A 20,224-nucleotide genomic window follows, 5' to 3' on the forward strand; every position below is an offset into this window, starting at 1 on the left:
CCTCGGCAGCCTGCCGCTGCGTCTGACTGAGCGCGAAGCCTGTATTACTGACCTTGAATCAGCCCCAAGCGCAGCCCTTCCCCGCAGCAGCTTAGGGTTGCCCCACCTGAATGCAGAGCCCGCCCAATGCCAATGCCAAGGCCAGATGCTGCAGGGGAAAAAATATTTCTTAAATGACACGGTTGGGTACTTACAATGTATTAGACGTCGTCCAGAAGGGATCATCAGCAATCGAGCTGATTTGTCATAGGAGCAGGCGCTGAACCTGCGTCGAGTCAGGGCGTTAACCATCAAAAGATTCAGCAGATTGAATGGATTTTTGCCGTTGCGTTGCGCCAGGGCATGAGCTTAACCAGGCAGCCCTGCCGCTATCCTGGCAGAGTTGATTGAGCAGCACCGTTTATCATGGTCAGGGATTCCCGGAAGTCAGGCGCTCCAGAGCCAGCGCGTATTCAGCAAGCCTCCAATCTTAGGTGTTTCATCGGTAACGGAAAGGAAAAAATAACCGCTCTATGCTCAGGTTTAGGTGTCGCTTTTTTACCGGCTCACCGGATTCAGAGATGCTTGAACAAGGTCTGCTTATCGCGCTGCCGGTAGAAAACACGATATCAATAGAAACTCTCAATGTAGCAAGAAAATAACAAATAAGGGCAAAGCCTTGCGTTGGTTTATTGGGCAGGCATGACAGCCTATCTTCACTGAGGAACGGGAATTCAATAATTCCGGAATTTAGGATTGCAAAATCTGATCCACGGCTATCATGAACGGTTGACTAGCGGAAGGGCACTACGGATGGATACGAACAAACACAGCAATATGACCAGTAATGGAGCTTGAATTGTAAACTGACAAAACGCAGGCGATGGACAAAAAACAGGCGACAGCTGAGTGCGAAACGACCGCATTGAAGCTGAATTTAAGACATGACTTTACTCAGTGAAAAAACTTAAAAATGAATAAAACCACTAAAGCTCAGCTCAAAATCATTTCCGGCGGCCAGACCGGAGTTGATCGAGCGGCGTTAGATGCCGCCTTGCAATGCGGTATCGACTGTGGCGGTTGGTGCCCGGAAGGACGATTAGCCGAAGACGGAATTCTACCCTGCCGCTATCCGCTTTCGGAATTAAAAGGCGGCGGCTCAGAAAGAACATGGCAGAATGTCATCGACAGCGACGGAACTGTGATTATCTATTTCGATACCTTATCCGGCGGAACCGAGCAAACCTTGCTATTCTGCCTGAATCTGAAAAGATCCTTTTTGCTGATCGACGCCGCTGAATTAGCGCCGGCCCGTGCGGTTGAGCGGATTCAAAAATTCGTTGCCGGCCACGCTATCAAGACTCTAAATATAGCAGGACCCCGGGCCAGCGATGAAGCCCTCGCTTATGCCTATACATTAACAGTAATGTCGGATTATCTAAGGTCTTTCATCACTACGAGTAAGCTTTGAAATCATCTTAAGCAAGGAAGCAATAGGTTTAAAGATTGCAACTCTTCCATCCGGCAATTGACTACCCCGAGCATCCCGATGAGTACACGGGAGAAACTCATCCCGCCTTATCGGTTCGGTCGAAGCGACTGGCTCCAACTATCTTTGGCCTATTCACGCGCGTTATCACGGAAGAAAACCATGCCACAGCTGACCTGAAGGACAGGTTCGGCGATTTCTCATCAGAAAACCCAAGCCGGGCGCCGGCCATTAAAACCATGAAGCTATGATCTTTATGGCTCCGGCTGTTAAGCAGCCTCTACAGTCAGGGCAACAAAAGCCGTATAACATCCTGCTATTGAAAATCCTGACTGATAGCCTTGAATGAGTTTTTAACTACAAACGGCGACGCACCTGGCGCCGCGATTGTAATGCCAACTTAGCTGATGACGCTTACATTTTCAGCTTGAAATCCTTTTTCTCCTTTTGTTACATTGAACTGTACTTGTTGTCCTTCAGACAGGGATTTATAACCAGAGCTCTTGATATTACGAAAGTGAACGAAAACATCGGGTCCTGATTGTTGCGTGATAAAGCCAAAGCCTTTATCAGGGTTAAACCATTTAACAGTGCCGGTAGTGAGTGTAGACATAATTGATCCTATTTAGTATAAATATAAAGCCTGGCCGAAGAGTCAGTGTCGATTCCCTAATGCAAGCAGAAAATTAAATCAGCTAAATTTTTGTGTTTAGTCAGATGTAACGTTTATTTTTTACCACCCTTTTGGCCAGCTTTTTTAGCCTCTTCCTGGGTAAATTCGTGAGCACTGCCTTTTTCATGAGCGGCATGCCCTCCTTTGCTGGCAATTTCCCGTTGTTTCTCTTCATCCATTGAAGCAAAACCCCGCTTTGCCGTGGCGCCTTTTTTATCGGTCGCTGATTGTTTTTGTTGAGCCATGAGTATCTCTCCTAACAAATATTAATTGAAAGTATCTTATTTAAGGGTAAAGTGATTTTTTCCATACTGTATCTATGGAAGAGTTAACAGAATACTATTCCTTACTTTTCTACTCTGTGCGATAACTCGCATACCTGCACGTATTTTTTGGGCCCGGAAACGAACTTAAATCGCTTCGGAAAAAGGCTTAAAAGCCTGCACGAACCAGTCTTAGGCTTAAAATATAATTTGATCTGAAGGTCGGGTATCGGCGCGTAAGACTCGTTTGATATAGGACAGCGCCTGTTGATGGTCATTGGCATTTATTGAAGCGGTGCAATCACTCGGCACCAGGAGTTTATAATCACGCAAAAAAGCATCAGCGGCTGTCATCAAGATACAAACATCCGCTGTCAGCCCCGTAATAATCAATGTCTCGGCTTTTAAATAATCCAGTAGTAGATCGAGGGTGGTCGAATAAAACCCTGAATTTTTTGGTTTTAGCACAAAATAATCTTTGCGGCGCGGCTTTATAATTCCCACTAGGGACCTGCTTTTCGACGTTTTAGTCAAGCAATGCTTAAGTAATGTTCGAAAATCCGATTGCCATTTGCCAAAGTTATCATTGACATAGATTACGGGTATTTTTTTGCTATCGGCTTTTTTTCGAAGTTCGGCGATGCAGTTAACAACAGGTTCCGTATGCTTGATTAATTCATCTCCTCCCGGAAATTCAAAATCATTAATAATATCAATAATGAGTATAACTGTGGGCGAGTTTTCCGGAGCATTTCCGTGTAAATCGCCATTTTGAGGTGTCGACATAAAATTTCATACCCAGGTAAATGCAAAAAAGATAATTAGCCAACTCTTTTTTATAAATTCCTTTAAAGCGTTTTTCCACAGATATTAGCATAAGTAAGAAAATGCCAGGAGTGCTCATCTTTGAGTTGCGGGTTAGCAGCCTAAATTCAAGATCAGGTCTGAATGAGTGATCCTCCCGGACTATAAGTTAAGGACATTTTTATTCAGGATTTATTTTGGAACTTCAGACTCCGGTCTAGCGCGTCGATTGACTATTCTTCACGGTTATCAGCTAGCGTCCGGCTTGCCTTTTCCATCATAAATTATCATTTCCATCCAGCATCTGCGGACATAAAAAAAGGCCTATACGTGTAGGCCTTTTTTTATGAATTGGCGTCCCCAAGGGGGTTCGAACCCCTGTTACCGCCGTGAAAGGGCAGTGTCCTGGGCCACTAGACGATGGGGACTAAACTTGTTAGTCAGCTTTTGCTTTTTTGGTGGAGCCAGGCGGGATCGAACCGCCGACCTCAACACTGCCAGTGTTGCGCTCTCCCAATTGAGCTATGGCCCCTAAGTTGAGAACGCGCATTCTACAGCATTCTTCAGTCAAGTCCAGCACTAATTTAAGCTTCTTATATAATTTATGGCTCGTTGAATGCGGTCTAAGGTTTTTTCTTTCCCCAGCAGCGCCAGTGTTACATCGATTGCCGGCGACGCTGACGTCCCTGCTACGGCAACGCGCAAAGGCTGGGCGACTTTACCGAGGGAAGCGCCATTTGTTTCGGCAAGATTCAGAACAATCCGGTGCAACTCGTCACCCTTCCATTTTGTTACTGCTGCAAATTTTTCATACAACTGTTTTAAAATGTCATCCGAACCTTCAGTGAAATTCTTTTTAACCGCTTTTCCATCATAGGAATCAAAATCCTTATAGAAATAAATGCTCGCGGCCGCCATTTCCACCAGGGTTTTACAGCGCTCCCTCTGGGCTTTTACAATATCAACAAGAGCAGGGCCTTGAGCCGGATCAATGCCATGGGCGCCCATATGCCAGCTTAAATGACGCGCTACATAGCCCGGATCACTATTCATAATATACTGATGGTTTAGCCATAACAGTTTTTCAGGGTTAAATGTAGACGCAGAGACATTGACATCTTCCAATTCGAAATACTCGATCATCTCATGTATTGAGAATATTTCCTGGTCGCCATGCGCCCATCCCAAACGCACAAGATAATTCAGCAATGCCTCCGGCAAATAGCCGTCATCCCGATATTGCATCACGCTTACTGCGCCATGCCGCTTCGATAAACGCGTACCATCGGCGCCCAGTATCATGGGCAAATGCGCATAGTTTGGCAATTTTGCGTCCAATGCCTTAAGAATATTTATTTGCCTGGGGGTGTTGTTGATATGGTCATCACCGCGAATAACATGGGTGACGCCCATATCCATATCATCAACCACAACCGTTAAATTGTAGGTTGGCGTTCCATCCGCTCTGGCAATAATCAAATCATCAAGCTCTTTATTGGCAACGACAATTTCACCTTTAACCAGATCAGAAATGGATACTACGCCGGCCAGTGGATTTTTAAAGCGAATAACAGGCTCTACACCTTGCCTTGGCTCTCCCGCATCCCGGCATTTGCCGTTATATCGCGGCTTTTGCTTGTTGGCCATTTGTTCAGTTCGAAGCTGCTCCAGCTCGTCCTTGCTGCAATAACAGTAATACGCATCGCCTTGCGCTAGCAACTGCTGGATAATCTCTTTGTAACGCTCAAAACGCTGGGTTTGATAAAAAGGGCCTTCGTCATATTCCAGGCCCAGCCAGGTCATGCCTTCGAGAATAGCATTAACAGATTCCTGAGTTGAACGCTCCAGGTCTGTATCTTCAATTCTTAAAATAAATTTTCCGCCATGTTTACGCGCATAAAGCCAGGAAAACAGCGCAGTACGAGCGCCGCCTATATGTAAATAACCGGTTGGACTTGGGGCAAAACGTGTTGTTATACTCATTGGACGTTATGTCTTGTTTATAAAAATTTTAAATTATCTTGCAAAAGCTTGCATGGCTGCATTTGGCTATGTATTTAACTAACTTATCATTTTTGATATGCATTACCCAGCTTATTCCTTAAATGAATCGTGTAGTTTATAGTAGCTGCTCAGATTATATTCTTATAGCCATCGTCTTATTAATTAACAGCCAATACTGCCCCCACTCTTTAATGCTTGCGCTTATACCAAGTATTAATAAGATAATTATACTTATATTTATTATTATAACTATTCATAACTTATACTATTCGTTATTAAAACACAGGATTATTGCCTACCGGAAATAAGCGTACATTTGCTATACAACTTGATTTAAGATAGTGCTAGAATCGAAATCGATTGATACTGCATAATACTGTGTTATTCCAGACGATTGTTGACAAGGAGATTTCAATGAAAAAATTATTTGTAATTATTGCAGCTATTGCCGGTCTGGTTGTATCAGGGTGCGCTTCCCAACCCATAAGCACTTTTCCGTTATTTGCAGCCAAAAACTTAAATGCTTTGGTTGCCTCCGGTCAGTATCAACAAAAAATCGATAACTTTTTTGTAATTAATGATTCTTCCTCATCCATGACAGAAGAGTATCGCGGTGTTGGCTTTGCAGGCCAGCCTGTTCCTACAAAATTTTCCGTTGAAAAAGAAATCCTGAACAGAATAAACCAGACTATTCCCGACTTGAAATTGACTGCCGGCATTCGCAGTTTTGGTTTCGGCCCTTGTTTATCCTACCAATTTACCCAGCTTAATCTGCCCCCTGTTACTTATTCTAAATCATCTTTCGGCACCGGTATAGACTCGTTAATTTGCGCCAGCGGGGGATCACCGCTGTCTCCCAGTGTTGAAGGAACAATCGCGGATTTGTCAGCAACAGCCGGTAACATTGGCGTTCTGATACTCAGCGATGGCCATTTGGGTTCGGGCTCGGTGGCCTCGGTTAAATCCCTGAAACAACATTATGGCGACAGGGTGTGCGTTTATACAATATGGGTAGGCAATGAAGAGGAAAATTCCGGTATCAATACCTTAAATCGTATCGCCGATATTGGCGGCTGTGGCTTCAGCACCCTGGCTGAAAAAGTTGCAAGTGCCGGCGACATGGCAAATTTTGTGCAAAAAGTTTTCCTAAAAGCCGGCATGCCGGTTGAAAGAGATGATGATGGCGACGGCGTGATTAATAGCAAGGATAAATGTCCTGATACATTAAAAGGCGCTCATGTTAACCCGTTTGGCTGCTGGGTTGCAGAGATAAAATTTGACCATGATAAAAGCACTATCAAGCCTGAATATTATGATGAACTGGATAATGTCGTAACAGTCATTAAAAACAACCCCGGCTTGAGCATTGAAGTACAGGGCCACACCAGCAGGACTGGGAAGGCCGCCTATAACCAGCAACTGTCCGAGCGCCGCGCCCAGGAAGTCAAGGCTTACTTATTAAGCCATGACGCCGGGGCAAGCGCTGCACTGACAGCTCGCGGCTATGGCTGGAGACAGCCTGTAGACACCAATGACACCGAATCAGGCCGGGCGAACAACCGGCGGGTCGAGTTTAAAGTTTTCAAATAACTTCGTTTATAGTTCGTTTATAGTAGGAACCGGAATCTGAATAAAAATTTACTCGCCTAAAGGAGGGTTGTTTAACCCTCCTTTAGGTGACAAAAAAGCAGCTGATTAATAAAGGCATCAGCAGGTATTATTCAATAACTTCAATGCCGCCCATATAAGAAATTAATGCTTCAGGAATATGAATTTGTCCCTGGGCATCCTGATAATTTTCCATGACGGCAATCAAGGTTCTGCCGGCCGCCAAACCGGAGCCGTTTAAGGTATGAACCAGCTCCGGTTTACCCGTTTCCGGATTACGCCAGCGCGCTTGAAGACGGCGCGCCTGAAAATCCTTGAAATTGCTGCAGGACGATATTTCCCGGTAGGCGCCCTGACCGGGCAGCCAGACTTCAAGATCATAGGTTTTTGACGATGAAAAGCCGGTATCTCCGGCGCATAACAACATCTTGCGGTAAGGCAGCTTTAATTTTTTCAGAATAACTTCCGCATGTTCAGTCAGTTCTTCATGGGCCCGGCCCGACTCTTCCGGCCTGACAATTTGCACCAGCTCGACCTTTTCAAATTGATGCTGACGGATCATGCCGCGCATATCACGACCATATGCTCCGGCTTCACTACGAAAACACGGGCTATGGCAGACTAATTTTAGCGGCAGGTCTTTTGCATCAATAATGACATCCCTGACCATATTCGTTACCGGAACTTCCGCTGTTGGAATCAGGTACAAAGCAGGATCTTCATTGGCCTTGAACAGATCAGCCTCAAACTTGGGCAGTTGTCCGGTGCCGCGCAGGCTGTCGGCATTGACCAGAAAAGGCACGTAGGTTTCGCTGTAGCCGTGCTCGGAAACGTGCGTATCCAGCATTAACTGAATCAGGGCGCGCTGCAACCGGGCCAGCGCGCCGTTTAATACAATAAACCGGGCGCCGGCAATTTTTGCGCCCAGCTCAAAATCCATGCGCTTATTCCTGGCGCCCAAATCGACATGATCTTTGGCTTCAAAATCAAATGCCGGACTTTCTCCCCAGCGACTGATTTCAATATTAGCTTCTTCATTTTTTCCATCCGGCACCGACCCATCGAGAATATTCGGAATGCCTTCCATCAGCCCGGTCATTTTTGCCTGAATTTCAGATAACTCCATTTCCGCCTCTTTCAGTTGGTTCGCCATATGCTGAACCTGATCCAGAAGTGGCTGAATATCTTCGCCTTTGGCTTTCGCCTGGCCAATTAATTTTGAGCGCTTGTTGCGCTCATTCTGTAAGTCCTGGGTCTTAACCTGAATATCTTTACGTCTGGCTTCGAGTTCAGCATAGTACCTGGAATTAAAATCAAATGAACGTCTGCTTAATTGCTTCCTGATAAAATCAGGATCAGCTCTAAATAAACGGGGATCCAGCATGGCAGCGCAGTTACCTTTATAAAAATGTATGTCTGAGGAATGTAAAATGAAATCAAGTAGCTGGATCGGTATGAGCCGTAGCCGGCCAGCTAACGATATGTTTGAGATCAAGTCTGGATTTGAGCGTCTGAATGGCTTTTTCCACTTTCACAGGCTCGTCGTAAAACTCTATAATCAAGGGTAATTCCAGGGATAAGGCAAGCAAGGATGAGGTATGTATCTTGCGGTCTTTTCCAAATCCGGCGATCCCCCGGACAATGGTGACGCCAAAGATTTTTTCTTCGTCATGCAGGATATCCAGAATCTGATTGACCTGATCATGACCTTCCATTGCGTATATTCTTGCCATAGTTATCGCGCTTGAACTCATATCTGCTTACCCGCCGCTAAACCCAGCCAAATTACCAAAAGACACAGCAAGCCGTTCCCGAAAAAAATACTCAGCATTAAATTCCAGTTGGACTCGAACGTATAGCCATGCTCTATTAAAAAAAGCACCAAATACAAACCGGAGAATGCTAAATACGCGCTGATCATAATCACAATAATTGCCGCCCGATATTCCAGGGATAGCATCACTTTCTGCAATAAAACAGTTGCTATGATGCCGATCAGAAAAGCGATTATTGTATTTACTATGATCAGGGCATAAGGAAACATGCCTCCGGACCATTGAATTATACCTTCCGAGTAAAAAAATAAGGTTCTGCCGCAAAGCAAGCCAATCCAGACAGCAAGGATACAGCCGGCAACACTGATCACTACATTGAGTGCGGCTTTGGTTAAGCTGCCCTGCTCGATAAGATATACAGTTTCCAGTGAAAAAGTGGAAAAGGTGGTAAACGCGCCGATAAAACCGACCAATATCGCGGCGCGGTATTCGACTGTCATGGCAATACGTTGAAGAATAAGGGCTTCAGTCAGTATACCGATTAAAAACGAACCGGTAATATTAACAACTAACGTTCCATAGGGAAATCCCCGGCCCAGCCACTGATAGATACCGGATGAGACCAGAAACCGCACTACCGCACCAAAAGATCCGCCCAGTGCAACAGCAAGCAATTGATTCATAAAGCTAGGACTTAATTTGATGGCAGGCAAAAATTACCATAGAGAACGAAAGTCCGCGAAATTTTTTAAAAAACGCACTCGGTAACGCCTTTGATTATGTTCTTTATGGCGACTGATTATGACTGCCTGGATATATCACATCAACATTTAATAAAGTGTTTCCGGTAATAGCGCAACTCTTCAATGGATTCCACAATGTCGTCCAGCGCCTGATGTTTCGATTCTTTATTAAAGCCCTTTTTTAGCTCCGGCGCCCATCTGTCTGCAAGTTCCTTGAGCATTGAAACATCAATATTGCGATAATGAAAATAGGCTTCCAGCTTAGGCATATAGCGATAAAGAAAACGCCGGTCCTGGCCAATGCTGTTGCCGCAGATAGGTGAGGTTTTTTCCGGAACCCACTGTTTTAGAAACTCAATGGTCAGCCGTTCTGCTTCAGCATCATTTATCGCCGAAGCTTTAACGCGATCAATCAATCCCGATTGTCCATGATGCTTCTGATTCCATGCATCCATAGCAGCCAATGCTGAATCAGGCTGATGCACTGCCAGCACCGGACCTTGGGCAAGAATATTCAGGTCCTTGTCAGTAACAATCGTAGCAATTTCAAGGATCAAATCATGGTCGGGATCAAGGCCCGTCATTTCCAGGTCTATCCAGATAAGGCGCTGAGCATCCGGTGGCATGTGTTGATTCCATTGTCAAAAAAGTTAGGGTTAGTGTAGCATTGGGCAATCTGTAAGCCTAATTCTTAAAATTGGTACCCACCTATGAATACCTTTACTATTATTTTTTTAATTGCACTGATTATTTCCTATTCAATACAATTTTGGCTGTCCGGACGACAGGCCGCTTACGTTGCAGATCATCGGGCAGCTGTTCCCGAAGCGTTTAAAAACAGCGTATCCCTTGAAGCCCACCAGAAAGCGGCCGACTATACCGTCGAAAAAGGCAGGCTGGGGAATATTGAAAGCATTATCGGCGGTATTGTCCTGTTGTTGTTAACCTTAGGCGGCGGGATAAATCTGGCTTTTAACTACTGGTCATCCCTGACCGCATCTCCCTTAATAGCCGGGGTTGGCGCTATAGCCACTATTTTTCTGTTAATGGCAGGGGCGGATATTCCTGTCAGTCTGTATCAGACTTTTGTTATTGAAGAAAAATACGGTTTTAATAAAAGTACGTTAAAACAATTCATCAAGGATCATGTGCTGCAACTGGCTTTGGGTGCAGCCATAGGCTTGCCTTTGCTGGCTTTGATTCTATGGATTATGGACAGCCTCGGCTCGCTGTGGTGGCTGTGGGCATGGGGAATAATGATGAGTTTCTCACTACTGATGAGCTGGCTTTTTCCTACCCTGATTGCGCCGCTGTTTAACAAATTCACTCCTATGGAAGAGGGTTCTTTAAAAGACCGGATCCAGCGACTGCTGGCCCGCTGCGGTTTTAACAGCCAGGGCATATTTATTATGGACGGCTCCAGACGGTCGCGCCATGGCAACGCCTATTTCACCGGCCTTGGCAATAACAAACGCATTGTATTCTATGATAATCTGGTAAATTCGCTGGACGAGGAAGAACTGGAAGCTGTACTGGCCCATGAACTGGGGCATTTTAAATGCAAACATGTCATAAAAATGCTGATTGCCACTGCCGTTATGAGTTTAATCGGTTTTGCGATTCTGGGTTGGCTGATCAATCAGCAATGGTTCTATGCCGGCCTCGGGGTAGAACATGCTTCAAATGCTGCTGCTTTATTATTATTTATGCTGGTTTCACCGGTATTTACCCTGTTTCTGCAGCCGGTCAGCGCTTATTTTCAACGTAAATTTGAATTTGAGGCCGATGATTTCGCATCAGCTAACGCACAGGCTTCAAAAATGATCAGCGGTCTGGTCAAGCTGTATGAAGAAAACGCCAGCACCCTGACGCCGGATCCGCTTTATTCCGCATTCCACTACAGCCATCCCCCCGCCGCCATACGTATTGCTCATCTGGAATCGAAAATACAACCGGCATAGGGGCTATGCTTGCTGAAGGCCTGGTCATTGCTCATTTAGGCCAGGGAATTGCTGTTGAACATGCGAATAAAATTGTTCTATGTCAAACGCTGCGGCGACTCGAAACCGTCGCGGTGGGCGATAAGGTGTTGTGGTCACAAACGGGCCCGGACCAAGGCCGCATAGAAAAAATTCTACCCCGGCGCTCGCTGTTGGCGCGCCCTTCCAGAAGCGATAAAACCCGGCCTGTTGCCGCCAATATCGATACTGTTTTTGTTGTTTTCGCGGTGGAGCCTTATTGTGATTTTTTATTGCTTGACCAGTATTTGGCTATTTGCGAAAACATGAATATAGCCGCGGCGTTAGTGCTTAATAAAATAGACCTTGCCAAATCAGACAGCATTGAAAAAGAACTAGCGGACTATCAAAATCTGGGTTATCCGCTTTATCGGGTCAGCGCCATTGATGCCACCGGTGTCGATAAATTAAAGCGCGCATTGAAAGATCAGGTCAGCATGTTTGCAGGACAATCCGGCGTCGGCAAGTCTTCTTTAACCAACGCCATTATTCCCGATAAGGCGCTGAAAACCAACACTCTTTCAACAATCACTAAACATGGCCGACATACCACCACGGCGGCGACGCTGTATCATATCAACGGCGGCGGCGATTTGATTGATAGCCCCGGCGTTGCCATTTTCGGCTTGGCCGGTCTTTCCGAACCGCAACTGGCGTATGGCTATAGAGAGTTTCAGCCTCTGCTGGATCACTGCCAGTTTAATAATTGCCGCCATTTTAATGACAAAGGTTGTGCCGTGCGTGTGGCTGCGGAAAGAAATGAGATTTCGATGACTCGATACCAGCGCTTTTTAAAGCTCAGGGAGAAAATGCCGGCAACGTATTCCTGAGCTTAATTGCCTGAATTCTGGTATATTCAGGGCCAGGAACATCTGGAAATTTGCTATGTCCTTAAACAAAAGCCCGAGTATTGAAAATCATTATCTGTGGAAAAGCATGACAAATTTAATTATAATGGTCTGTTGAATTACTCCTTTTCAATACTCCTAATCAATACAAATAAAGCCGCTTTTAGACTTTAATTTGATCAGATTTGAACTTATTCCAGAAAAAATATGGCACAAAACAACCTCGCCCTTGGAATTCCCGGCTTCAACTACTCGGATTTATACGATGCTGCCCGCCTGAATGATTTGCTGGAGGTATTCGATGCATCGGTTAAAAAGCATGATGTCGAGCTCTACAACAAATTTGCAGCTTATCGCCAAAATCAGGGAACAGGGCTTGAGCCGGAAGCCATATCTGATCTGCTGGTGAAGATGGGGCCTTATGTGGGGCAATTTGTCGCCAGGCTTTTTAATGTTTCCGGGCAGCATCAGGCACAAAGCCTGAAGATAAAAGACGAATTTGACAGCGTTTTCACTTATAAGAACGAAGTCCTAGCGAAGCTGAATCTGGTCTTTAAAGACCAGGACATCAGTGAGTGGGATATTAATGCTATCCAAAGCCGTTTCGAACTGCTTATCGAGGCGGGTTTTCCTGAAGCCAATCAGGATAATGATCCTGAGCGCCGTGTCGCGCGTGCCGGCGCCTTTATCGGACTTCTTTCCACTCATTACAGGCTGGTCGCCAAAGGCAAGGAAAGCCATTACCAGGACGCTGATCAGGCTGCAGAAGACTTACGTTCCAAGCTGGCCGCTCATAAGCAGGCCGCCGCTGAATTTAGCGAAATTATTGCGGTAAAGGAGCCCGCGGAATTTATTAACAGCCTGAAGGATATTGTACAACGCTGGAGTTTTGTGGCGCTTAACGATAATAAGCTGACTTCTGAATGGCTGAGTTTCAAATTTCCTGAAAAACGCGATTTCGAAGATCTGGTCGAGCACGATACAATAGACCGCGGCGATTACACTGCGTGGATGGGCGAGCAGGAACACCGCCGCCGACGTGACGGCTTTAAGCTGACTGATCCGCGCTTTAACCAGCGGCAGGTTTTGTCTGAAGTGGATCATTGCATTTATTGCCATGAGCGCGACACCGACTCGTGTTCTAAAGGCATGCGCAACAAAAAAACCAATACCTTTAAAGTTGATCCGCTGGGCGTCACCACCACAGGTTGTCCGCTGGATGAAAAAATCTCGGAAATGCATCTGGTTAAACGCAATGGCGACAATATCGGCGCCCTGGCCATTATTATCATTGACAATCCGATGTGCCCGGGCACCGGCCACCGTATCTGCAATGACTGCATGAAAGGCTGCATCTATCAAAAAACCGATCCTGTCAATATTCCGCAGATTGAAACGAATGTATTGACTGAGGTGTTATTTATGCCTTATGGGTTTGAAATTTACAGCCTGCTGACCCGCTGGAACCCTTTGAATGTCAAGCGTCCTGTCATGCTGCCTTATAACGGCAAGAATGCGCTGGTTGTAGGATTGGGTCCAGCCGGCTACACCATGAGTCATTATTTATTGAATGAAGGCTTCGGCGTCGCCGGAATCGATGCCTTAAAACTGGAACCTTTACCCATCGCCTTAACCGGCGACAGCGAAAATCCGCCGACCCCGATCATCGATTTCAGCGAGCTTTATGAACAACTGGACCAGCGTATTCTGGCCGGTTTTGGCGGCGTGGCTGAATACGGCATTACCGTACGCTGGGATAAAAATTTCCTTAAAGTCATTTACCTGACCTTGCTGCGGCGCGAGACATTTCGCGCTTACGGCGGCGTGCGTTTTGGCGGCACAATCACCATTGAAGATGCCTGGAAAATGGGCTTTGATCATATTTGCATCGCTTCAGGCGCCGGCAAGCCCACGATTATTGACCTGAAAAACAACCTGATACGCGGTATCCGCAAGGCCTCCGATTTCCTTATGGCTTTGCAATTGACCGGCGCAGCCAAAGCTCCATCGCTGGCAAATTTGCAGGTGCGTCTGCCTGCCGGCGTTATTGGCGGCGGTCTGACGGCTATTGACACATCAACTGAGCTGATGGCGTACTATCCGGTGCAGGTTGAAAAAATCCTGAACCGCTATGAAGTGCTGGTCGATATCTATGGCGAACAAACCGTTCGCAGCCGTTATGATAAAGAAGAAACGCTTATTCTTGACGAATTTCTGAGCCATGGCCAAGCAATTCGCGGCGAACGCCAGCGCGCCAGAACGGCCGGCGAACAGCCGAACTTTCAGCCGCTGCTGGAAACATGGGGCGGCGTTACGCTGTTTTACCGCAAAGGCATGAAAGAGGCTCCGGCCTACCGGCAAAACCACGAAGAAATTGCCGAAGCGCTGGAAGAAGGCATTGCCTTGGCCGAGGGCATGAGCCCACAAAGCGCACTGGCGGATGAATACGGCCATCTTAATGCCGTGGAATTTGAAAAACTGGTTTTTGAAAACGGAAAATGGACAAACTCGGGCCAGCTTGTCAATGTGCCTCTGCGCAGTCTTTATATTGCGGCCGGCACTTCGCCGAACACCATTTATCAAAGCGAGTATCCGGATACATTCAAAATGGACAGGCATTTCTTTCAGCGCTATGAGCCGGAATGGGTCGATGGCGAACTGGAATTGGTGGCCATGCACGATGAAACCGCGCCTAAACTGGGTAAGCCCGCGCCCCTGACGTCTTATCATAAAGACGGCAAATTCATCAGTTTTTATGGCGACAATCATCCTGTTTATGCCGGCAATGTAGTAAAAGCCATGGCCAGTGCGAAAAATGGTTATCCTTATGTCGTCAAATTATTTGAGCAGGAATTGGCAAAGCTGAATCCCGCTCAGCAGCCCGAGCGCAATGCCGCTCTAAAGAAATTATTCGCCGCTCTGGATGAAGCTTTCACGGCCACGATTGTCGCCATTAACCGGCTGACCCCGACCATTATAGAAGTTGTCGTTAAAGCGCCGCTGGCGGCTGAAAAATTCCATCCCGGACAATTTTATCGCGTCCAGAACTTTGAAGCCCTGGCGCCGGTTGAGGAAGGGACGGTGTTGACGGCGGAAGGTCTGGCGCTTACCGGCGCCGAAGTCGATAAGGAAAAGGGCACGATTTCCTTGATTGCGCTGGAAATGGGTTCATCCTCGCGCCTTTGCGCAACCTGGAAAACCGGCGATCCGCTGGTGATCATGGGCGTAACCGGAACGCCGACCGAAATACCCACCGGTCAGACAGTGCTGTTGATCGGCGGCGGCTTGGGCAATGCTGTTTTATTCTCAATCGGTAAAGCCTTGCGTGCCGCCGGTAACCGTGTGATCTATTTTGCCGGTTATAAATACCGGCAGGATGTTTTCAAGATTGAAGATATTGAAGCGGCATCCGATCTTATTATCTGGTCTGTCGATAAAGGGCCGGGTGTTGAAGCGATACCGACTACCCGGCCCCAGGATAAAACCTTTGTCGGCAATATTCTCGAATGCATGACCGCTTATGCCAAAGGCGAATTAGGCGGTCAGCCTATCCCGCTGGCTGACGTCGATCACCTGATAGTCATCGGTTCAGACCGGATGATGGCGGCTGTCAAGGACGCCCGTTTCAATGTGCTGAAACCCTATCTGAAAAAGGTGCAACACGCCATCGGCTCCATTAATTCGCCCATGCAATGCATGATGAAGGGTATTTGTGCGCAATGCCTGTGCAAACATGTCGATGCCGAAACGGGCAAGGAATATTTTGTCTACTCCTGCTACAACCAGGATCAGGAATTGGACAAGGTCGATTTCAAACACCTGAATGCCCGTCTTCGGCAAAATACCGTGCAGGAAAAACTTTCCAACCTGTGGCTGGATTATTTACTGGAAAAACAGCAGGCAAGGAAGAGTGCATCCAAAATCCTGGAACCGCAGGTTTAGATGCTATAGAGCACATACCTGCTAGAGAATTTCCTGTTGGCTAGTCATCTTTATACCCGGCTTTGCTTTGGGGGCAGAGGTAAAAGTTTCTTCAGCTGAGGAAGAGTTTGGTAATGCTCAGCTAGTGGCGACAGGATAAATTTTTTTTAAAAAAAAGCGGGACAATTTATTCAATAAAGGGTCCGGGTCTACCTACCTGATTTCCCTGAACATAATCAATTCCAAACTCTTTCAGAAATAGTCACGATCGCTTCATTCTCGACAAATTCCGCTACTGTTTTCTTGCCAAACGCCTGCACGGCTGCCGTCAAAGCCTTAACAAAAACTTTATCGTGCCCCGGAAAATTGGCTAAGGTCAAGGCTTCGGTAATTTGAAAAATAAGGTTTCCCGGGTTATTCGCCGGAAATTCAATAACCGGGAAATATATTCAAAAATTGTCGCATCATTGAATGAGCAAGCGGATAAGTTTAGGGCCAGTTTATAATGGTTATTATAATGATTTAATTCGCCCTGCTTCTGTAGAGCTTTTTTCAGCATTAATCTGTCATTTTTTCCTGCCAAGCCAAGCTCTTCAGAATAAGCGAAATCCATCGGCATAAGCTGACCATTAACCATTATTCTGATGCAGGCGGAGCAGCAGACATTAAAAAATGATCTATATGATTAGTGTTGATATTAGGAATAGGCTGATAAGGCAATACAAATTTATCTTTGATACTGGCGTTTTCAAGGTTTTTTGGCAGTATATCAGATGTTTTAACCTGATTTGGCAATCCTGATCCGGAGAAAAAATATGATATCCTCTGCTTTATTCCATTGCCTGATGCATGGTCATGTCAGCATTTGCCATTAGCTCATCAATAGTCAAACCATGGCCGGGAAAAATGGCAATACCTATGCGGGTACTGATTTGGCAGGCTTTTCCTGCGAAGCTGAAATTACGAACTGTCAGCATGTCCTTGATTTTTTCGGCCATGGAATTAACACCCGGCTCTTCAGCGTGAGGAATTACAAGCGTGAACTCATCCTTTCCTACCCGGTACAATAGATCCGTTGAACGTATTGTCTCTTTAAGCACATCGGCGACCTGCACCTGCAAATTATCGCCTGCTTCATAATCACTCTCGTAATTGATGAACCTGGACCGATCCAGACCCAGATAGAACAAGGCAACCTGATAACCATGTCGCTTGGCCAAAGCCAGTTGCAGGGTAAATTCCTCATGAAATTTCCTGCGATTGCCTAATCCGGTCAAATAGTCATAGGCGGACATTCTGAAGATTTTCTCCTCAGCAATTTTGCTCATACTCATATCCATGCCTAATGTTAAAATAACTGTTTCCTCACTGTGACTGTTAGATTTTAATAACGAATGAAGCCAGGAGGTATCGCGTTGTTTGCCGGATTCAGTGATTAAAGTTCCGTTAATCTGAAACTGTTCAGTACTTTTTCCATCTCTTAACTGATTTAATTTTTTTAGGTGTTCCCGGTCTGAGTCCGGAAGAAAAACATCAAATACCTTACCGACTATCGAACAGCTGTCCGCCTCAAAAGTATCAACTCCAGCCTGATTAATAGTCAAAATTATTCCATTTAATTTTTGAGTAATAATTATAATGGGGGCAACTTCAACTAATTGCCGAATAAAATCCCTTTCACTTGCAAGATCCTGGCTTTTCTCCATCAACATAAAGGTATGGTTGCGTACTTGATGTTCCAGCTGTTCCAACTGATCTGTCAAATTCAAGGCAGTATGGGTCAATCTATCCAGTTCATCATAGCCCATAGTAAAATTTTTCTGGCTTGTTAACTCTTTTCTAAATCTATCATATTGATTCTGTGATAATAAAGGTAAGGCTTGGGAAAGCATCGTCACTCTGCGTAAAGACAAATGCAGTACCAGTAACAATAATAATAATGAACCTGACAGACTGACAACACCGTATAACCAGACATGTTTAAGGTTCTTATCCAGATTTTCAACATCTGAAGTAATATCATCGACCATCAGGAAAAACGGCGGACTGAACCCTGTATATTGCTGAACAGGAAACACTCTGACTTCAAAAACAGAACCTGCCATTTCTATCGTTTTACTATGCGCCCAAAGTTCAGCTAGTGTGTAATTACGGGAGATATATTCAAAGACCGGCACATTTTTTTCTGGCAATGTCATGCCCCACAGCTTATAGCTCCAGTGATGCTTCCACATTGCTCCCCGAGCACTGTCGGCTGCAGTATTAGCAACTAGAACGCCAATATCTGAGCTTGTAGCCCGTTTGTATTTAATGATAACGTCGGCAAAGGAACGTATTATACTGAATGCCCCGGTTATCTTCGACTTGCCATTTACCGGAATAATGGTTTGCTGATAGCAGTTGTCGGAACAAAATATCTGATGTTCAGGGGTTTCATTTTGCACTACCTGCTTAACCTTTGCTGCCGAAGTCAGCAGTTGGCTGCCCCAGGACTTAAGCGGGACAGCCTCGTGATTAAAAAAAGTAACGTTCTCCATGCCCCAGCTTAATTGCCATTGCGACCAGTTTTCATCAAGCGCAGGTATATGATGCTGCGGATTTTTTTCGTAAGACGAAAACTCCCTGACCATCGCCAGCAATTCTGCAAATTGCTCCAGAACTAAAAATGAATCTTCGGTTAATGTCTTGGCAATATTGATATGGCTGTTCTTAATATTTTTTCGAGCAATCGCAAACTCATCGATGGCGTTTAAATAGGAAACATAGGAAAAAACACTATGCAATGCCAGAAATACACCACCAAACAGGATGGCTAATTTCCACCTCATACTAAAAAAAAATCGGCTATTCCCCATTCTTTAGCTAAAACTTGAAAGACAGCTGCAAGCTACACCAATCCCAGTCCGGAGTCGTCGAGTACGTATCCGCGTGATTATCCGCCTCGAGCGCCAAGCCGTACAATGAATCTAATGATAATCCACCCTTGGCATCAATGAAAGGCTTAGATCCAGGCGCTCCAGCCCCAGCCCCGCTTGTCGTTCTTATTGATATAAGTAACATCATAGCTGACTGTTGACTGAAATTCCGGTAATAGTTGATAGCTGCCCTGAATGTACCAGCTTTCCGTATGAGTGTGCCGGCCGGTGCAAAGGCTCCAAACGTGTTGCATGGATAATTATACTCTCCTGTCAGCGTGATTTTTTCTTCGTTATACTGCGCTGAAAACAATAACGGTTGTATATGAGAGCAGCCGGCTGATGTTACTTCACTTGCGGCGGCATGATAATCAAGCTCAAAATCTCTAAAACTCTTTGCAAATAGGTATTCGCTGCCATTAATCTCATAAGCCAATTGCGTAGCAATTGCCGGCTGTTCTTCAAGCTCTCCTTTAGCATTACCTCTGCCCAGTACGAGAGGCTGGAGTTCGTGATCATCTCTGAACGGCATGCCGGCATTAAATTTAAAGGAAAAAATCACAACAACGTGCAGCCTGTTCTGCATAGAAGGAGCCGCCATGGCTAAAAGCAATAAAAAGCATTAAGGAGCGGGAATACTCAAAGTTAATTCCTTTGGGCAGCAGTATGGTTGGATGGATAAAAGATATATCGCAGGTCTCGTTATACAAACCGAAGGAATGCCCATCCGGTCCCTTTTATAGTTGAATAATGGTAAATCAGCCGAACCGGAATCCAGCCTGACGCTGCCGGAGTCAATATTTCCGGCACGGCGATATAAAACCTGGGCCGCAAACCTCAATCTGTAAAAAGGCTGATAAGCAGCATTCAAACCGATCTCTGTCAATTCCAGACTGATGCCATCGTCGCTTTGCCCGAACACATTATTAGCTAAGGAAAAAAAATCCTGCATTAAAAGACCCTGAAACTGAACATCTTCCGTCTTCCCAGCATTTGACAGGGAAAACGGGACAAAAAACAATTGTGCTATTGGTATTCAAATAAGCGTATTTTTTTATTGGTATTGCTAATTAACTATAGATAATCTCATTATTTCTTTTAGCCATCAGAAGCCTTACGGAATATTCCAACATCTTTTGGCACTTGCTGTAGCATTTTGACTTGCGGCGCAACCTGGCAAGGAA

At 45.6% G+C, this 20,224-nt stretch carries 19 protein-coding genes, 2 tRNA genes and 1 pseudogene; 6 read left to right on the forward strand and 16 right to left on the reverse strand.

Annotation, left to right across the window (positions count from 1 at the left end; translation table 11 throughout):
- On the forward strand, window positions 1-250 hold a 250-nt coding region (locus tag HUX64_RS19350), incomplete at its 5' end, for a hypothetical protein (protein WP_217426579.1).
- 702 nt (window positions 251-952) lie between these two features.
- A complete protein-coding gene (locus tag HUX64_RS16300; protein ID WP_174627274.1) occupies window positions 953-1,450 on the forward strand; it encodes a putative molybdenum carrier protein in 498 nt (165 codons plus the stop codon).
- 418 nt (window positions 1,451-1,868) lie between these two features.
- Here the strand turns inward: HUX64_RS16300 and HUX64_RS16305 are convergent, their stop codons facing one another.
- The 6 genes from HUX64_RS16305 to gltX all read right to left on the reverse strand — a co-directional run bounded on the left by HUX64_RS16305 (window position 1,869) and on the right by gltX (window position 5,191).
- On the reverse strand, window positions 1,869-2,081 hold the full coding sequence (locus tag HUX64_RS16305) for a cold-shock protein (RefSeq protein ID WP_174627275.1): 213 nt from the start codon (window positions 2,079-2,081) through the stop codon (window positions 1,869-1,871).
- Window positions 2,082-2,194: 113 nt separating this feature from the next.
- Window positions 2,195-2,386, reverse strand: a complete 192-nt coding sequence (locus HUX64_RS16310; RefSeq protein ID WP_174627276.1) for a KGG domain-containing protein — start codon at window positions 2,384-2,386, stop codon at window positions 2,195-2,197.
- Between the two features lie 216 nt (window positions 2,387-2,602).
- On the reverse strand, window positions 2,603-3,190 hold the full coding sequence (locus HUX64_RS16315) for a cysteine hydrolase family protein (protein ID WP_174627277.1): 588 nt from the start codon (window positions 3,188-3,190) through the stop codon (window positions 2,603-2,605).
- A gap of 370 nt (window positions 3,191-3,560) precedes the next feature.
- Window positions 3,561-3,636: transfer RNA gene (locus HUX64_RS16320), tRNA-Glu, on the reverse strand.
- A 28-nt stretch (window positions 3,637-3,664) separates the two neighbouring features.
- A tRNA-Ala gene (locus HUX64_RS16325) sits at window positions 3,665-3,740 on the reverse strand.
- 47 nt (window positions 3,741-3,787) lie between these two features.
- Window positions 3,788-5,191, reverse strand: a complete 1,404-nt coding sequence (gene gltX / locus HUX64_RS16330; protein ID WP_174627278.1) for a glutamate--tRNA ligase — start codon at window positions 5,189-5,191, stop codon at window positions 3,788-3,790.
- A gap of 435 nt (window positions 5,192-5,626) precedes the next feature.
- On the opposite strand from gltX, the gene HUX64_RS16335 reads away from it, so the two are divergent.
- Window positions 5,627-6,802, forward strand: coding sequence for an OmpA family protein (locus HUX64_RS16335; protein WP_174627279.1), 1,176 nt, complete (start codon window positions 5,627-5,629; stop codon window positions 6,800-6,802).
- Between the two features lie 127 nt (window positions 6,803-6,929).
- On the opposite strand, the gene serS is transcribed toward HUX64_RS16335, so the two are convergent.
- From serS to orn, 4 genes are all read right to left on the reverse strand, one after another.
- A complete protein-coding gene (serS, locus tag HUX64_RS16340; RefSeq protein WP_174627280.1) occupies window positions 6,930-8,204 on the reverse strand; it encodes a serine--tRNA ligase in 1,275 nt (424 codons plus the stop codon).
- A gap of 52 nt (window positions 8,205-8,256) precedes the next feature.
- Window positions 8,257-8,553 (reverse strand): DUF190 domain-containing protein, encoded by a 297-nt coding sequence (locus HUX64_RS16345; protein WP_246247080.1) that lies wholly within the window; start codon window positions 8,551-8,553, stop codon window positions 8,257-8,259.
- A 17-nt stretch (window positions 8,554-8,570) separates the two neighbouring features.
- A complete protein-coding gene (gene crcB, locus HUX64_RS16350; protein WP_174627282.1) occupies window positions 8,571-9,278 on the reverse strand; it encodes a fluoride efflux transporter CrcB in 708 nt (235 codons plus the stop codon).
- A gap of 140 nt (window positions 9,279-9,418) precedes the next feature.
- Window positions 9,419-9,964, reverse strand: a complete 546-nt coding sequence (gene orn, locus HUX64_RS16355; RefSeq protein WP_174627283.1) for an oligoribonuclease — start codon at window positions 9,962-9,964, stop codon at window positions 9,419-9,421.
- Window positions 9,965-10,048: 84 nt separating this feature from the next.
- Here orn and HUX64_RS16360 point away from each other — a divergent pair, with 84 nt between their 5' ends.
- From HUX64_RS16360 to HUX64_RS16370, 3 genes are all read left to right on the forward strand, one after another.
- Window positions 10,049-11,299 (forward strand): M48 family metallopeptidase, encoded by a 1,251-nt coding sequence (locus tag HUX64_RS16360; RefSeq protein ID WP_174627284.1) that lies wholly within the window; start codon window positions 10,049-10,051, stop codon window positions 11,297-11,299.
- A gap of 5 nt (window positions 11,300-11,304) precedes the next feature.
- Window positions 11,305-12,186 (forward strand): ribosome small subunit-dependent GTPase A, encoded by an 882-nt coding sequence (gene rsgA / locus HUX64_RS16365; RefSeq protein WP_174627285.1) that lies wholly within the window; start codon window positions 11,305-11,307, stop codon window positions 12,184-12,186.
- Between the two features lie 225 nt (window positions 12,187-12,411).
- Window positions 12,412-16,146, forward strand: coding sequence for a pyridine nucleotide-disulfide oxidoreductase (locus tag HUX64_RS16370; protein ID WP_174627286.1), 3,735 nt, complete (start codon window positions 12,412-12,414; stop codon window positions 16,144-16,146).
- Between the two features lie 215 nt (window positions 16,147-16,361).
- Here HUX64_RS16370 and HUX64_RS19885 read toward each other — a convergent pair whose 3' ends face one another.
- The 6 genes and pseudogenes from HUX64_RS19885 to HUX64_RS19890 all read right to left on the reverse strand — a co-directional run.
- Window positions 16,362-16,505, reverse strand: a complete 144-nt coding sequence (locus tag HUX64_RS19885) for an EAL domain-containing protein (RefSeq protein ID WP_246247081.1) — start codon at window positions 16,503-16,505, stop codon at window positions 16,362-16,364.
- On the reverse strand, window positions 16,502-16,762 hold the full coding sequence (locus tag HUX64_RS20535; RefSeq protein ID WP_425484272.1) for an EAL domain-containing protein: 261 nt from the start codon (window positions 16,760-16,762) through the stop codon (window positions 16,502-16,504). The genes HUX64_RS19885 and HUX64_RS20535 overlap by 4 nt, the downstream gene beginning before the upstream one ends.
- A 193-nt stretch (window positions 16,763-16,955) precedes the next feature.
- Entirely contained in the window at window positions 16,956-18,953 is a 1,998-nt protein-coding gene (locus HUX64_RS16375) for a diguanylate cyclase domain-containing protein (protein WP_246247082.1), read from the reverse strand.
- A gap of 34 nt (window positions 18,954-18,987) precedes the next feature.
- Window positions 18,988-19,626, reverse strand: coding sequence for a hypothetical protein (locus tag HUX64_RS16380; RefSeq protein WP_174627287.1), 639 nt, complete (start codon window positions 19,624-19,626; stop codon window positions 18,988-18,990).
- A 36-nt stretch (window positions 19,627-19,662) separates the two neighbouring features.
- Window positions 19,663-19,992 (reverse strand): hypothetical protein, encoded by a 330-nt coding sequence (locus HUX64_RS16385; RefSeq protein ID WP_174627288.1) that lies wholly within the window; start codon window positions 19,990-19,992, stop codon window positions 19,663-19,665.
- Window positions 19,993-20,110: 118 nt separating this feature from the next.
- Window positions 20,111-20,224, reverse strand: a pseudogene (locus tag HUX64_RS19890) (IS1 family transposase); the annotation flags it as partial.

The organism is Candidatus Methylobacter favarea (genome assembly GCF_902806695.1).
Lineage (GTDB): Bacteria > Pseudomonadota > Gammaproteobacteria > Methylococcales > Methylomonadaceae > Methylobacter_B > Methylobacter_B favarea.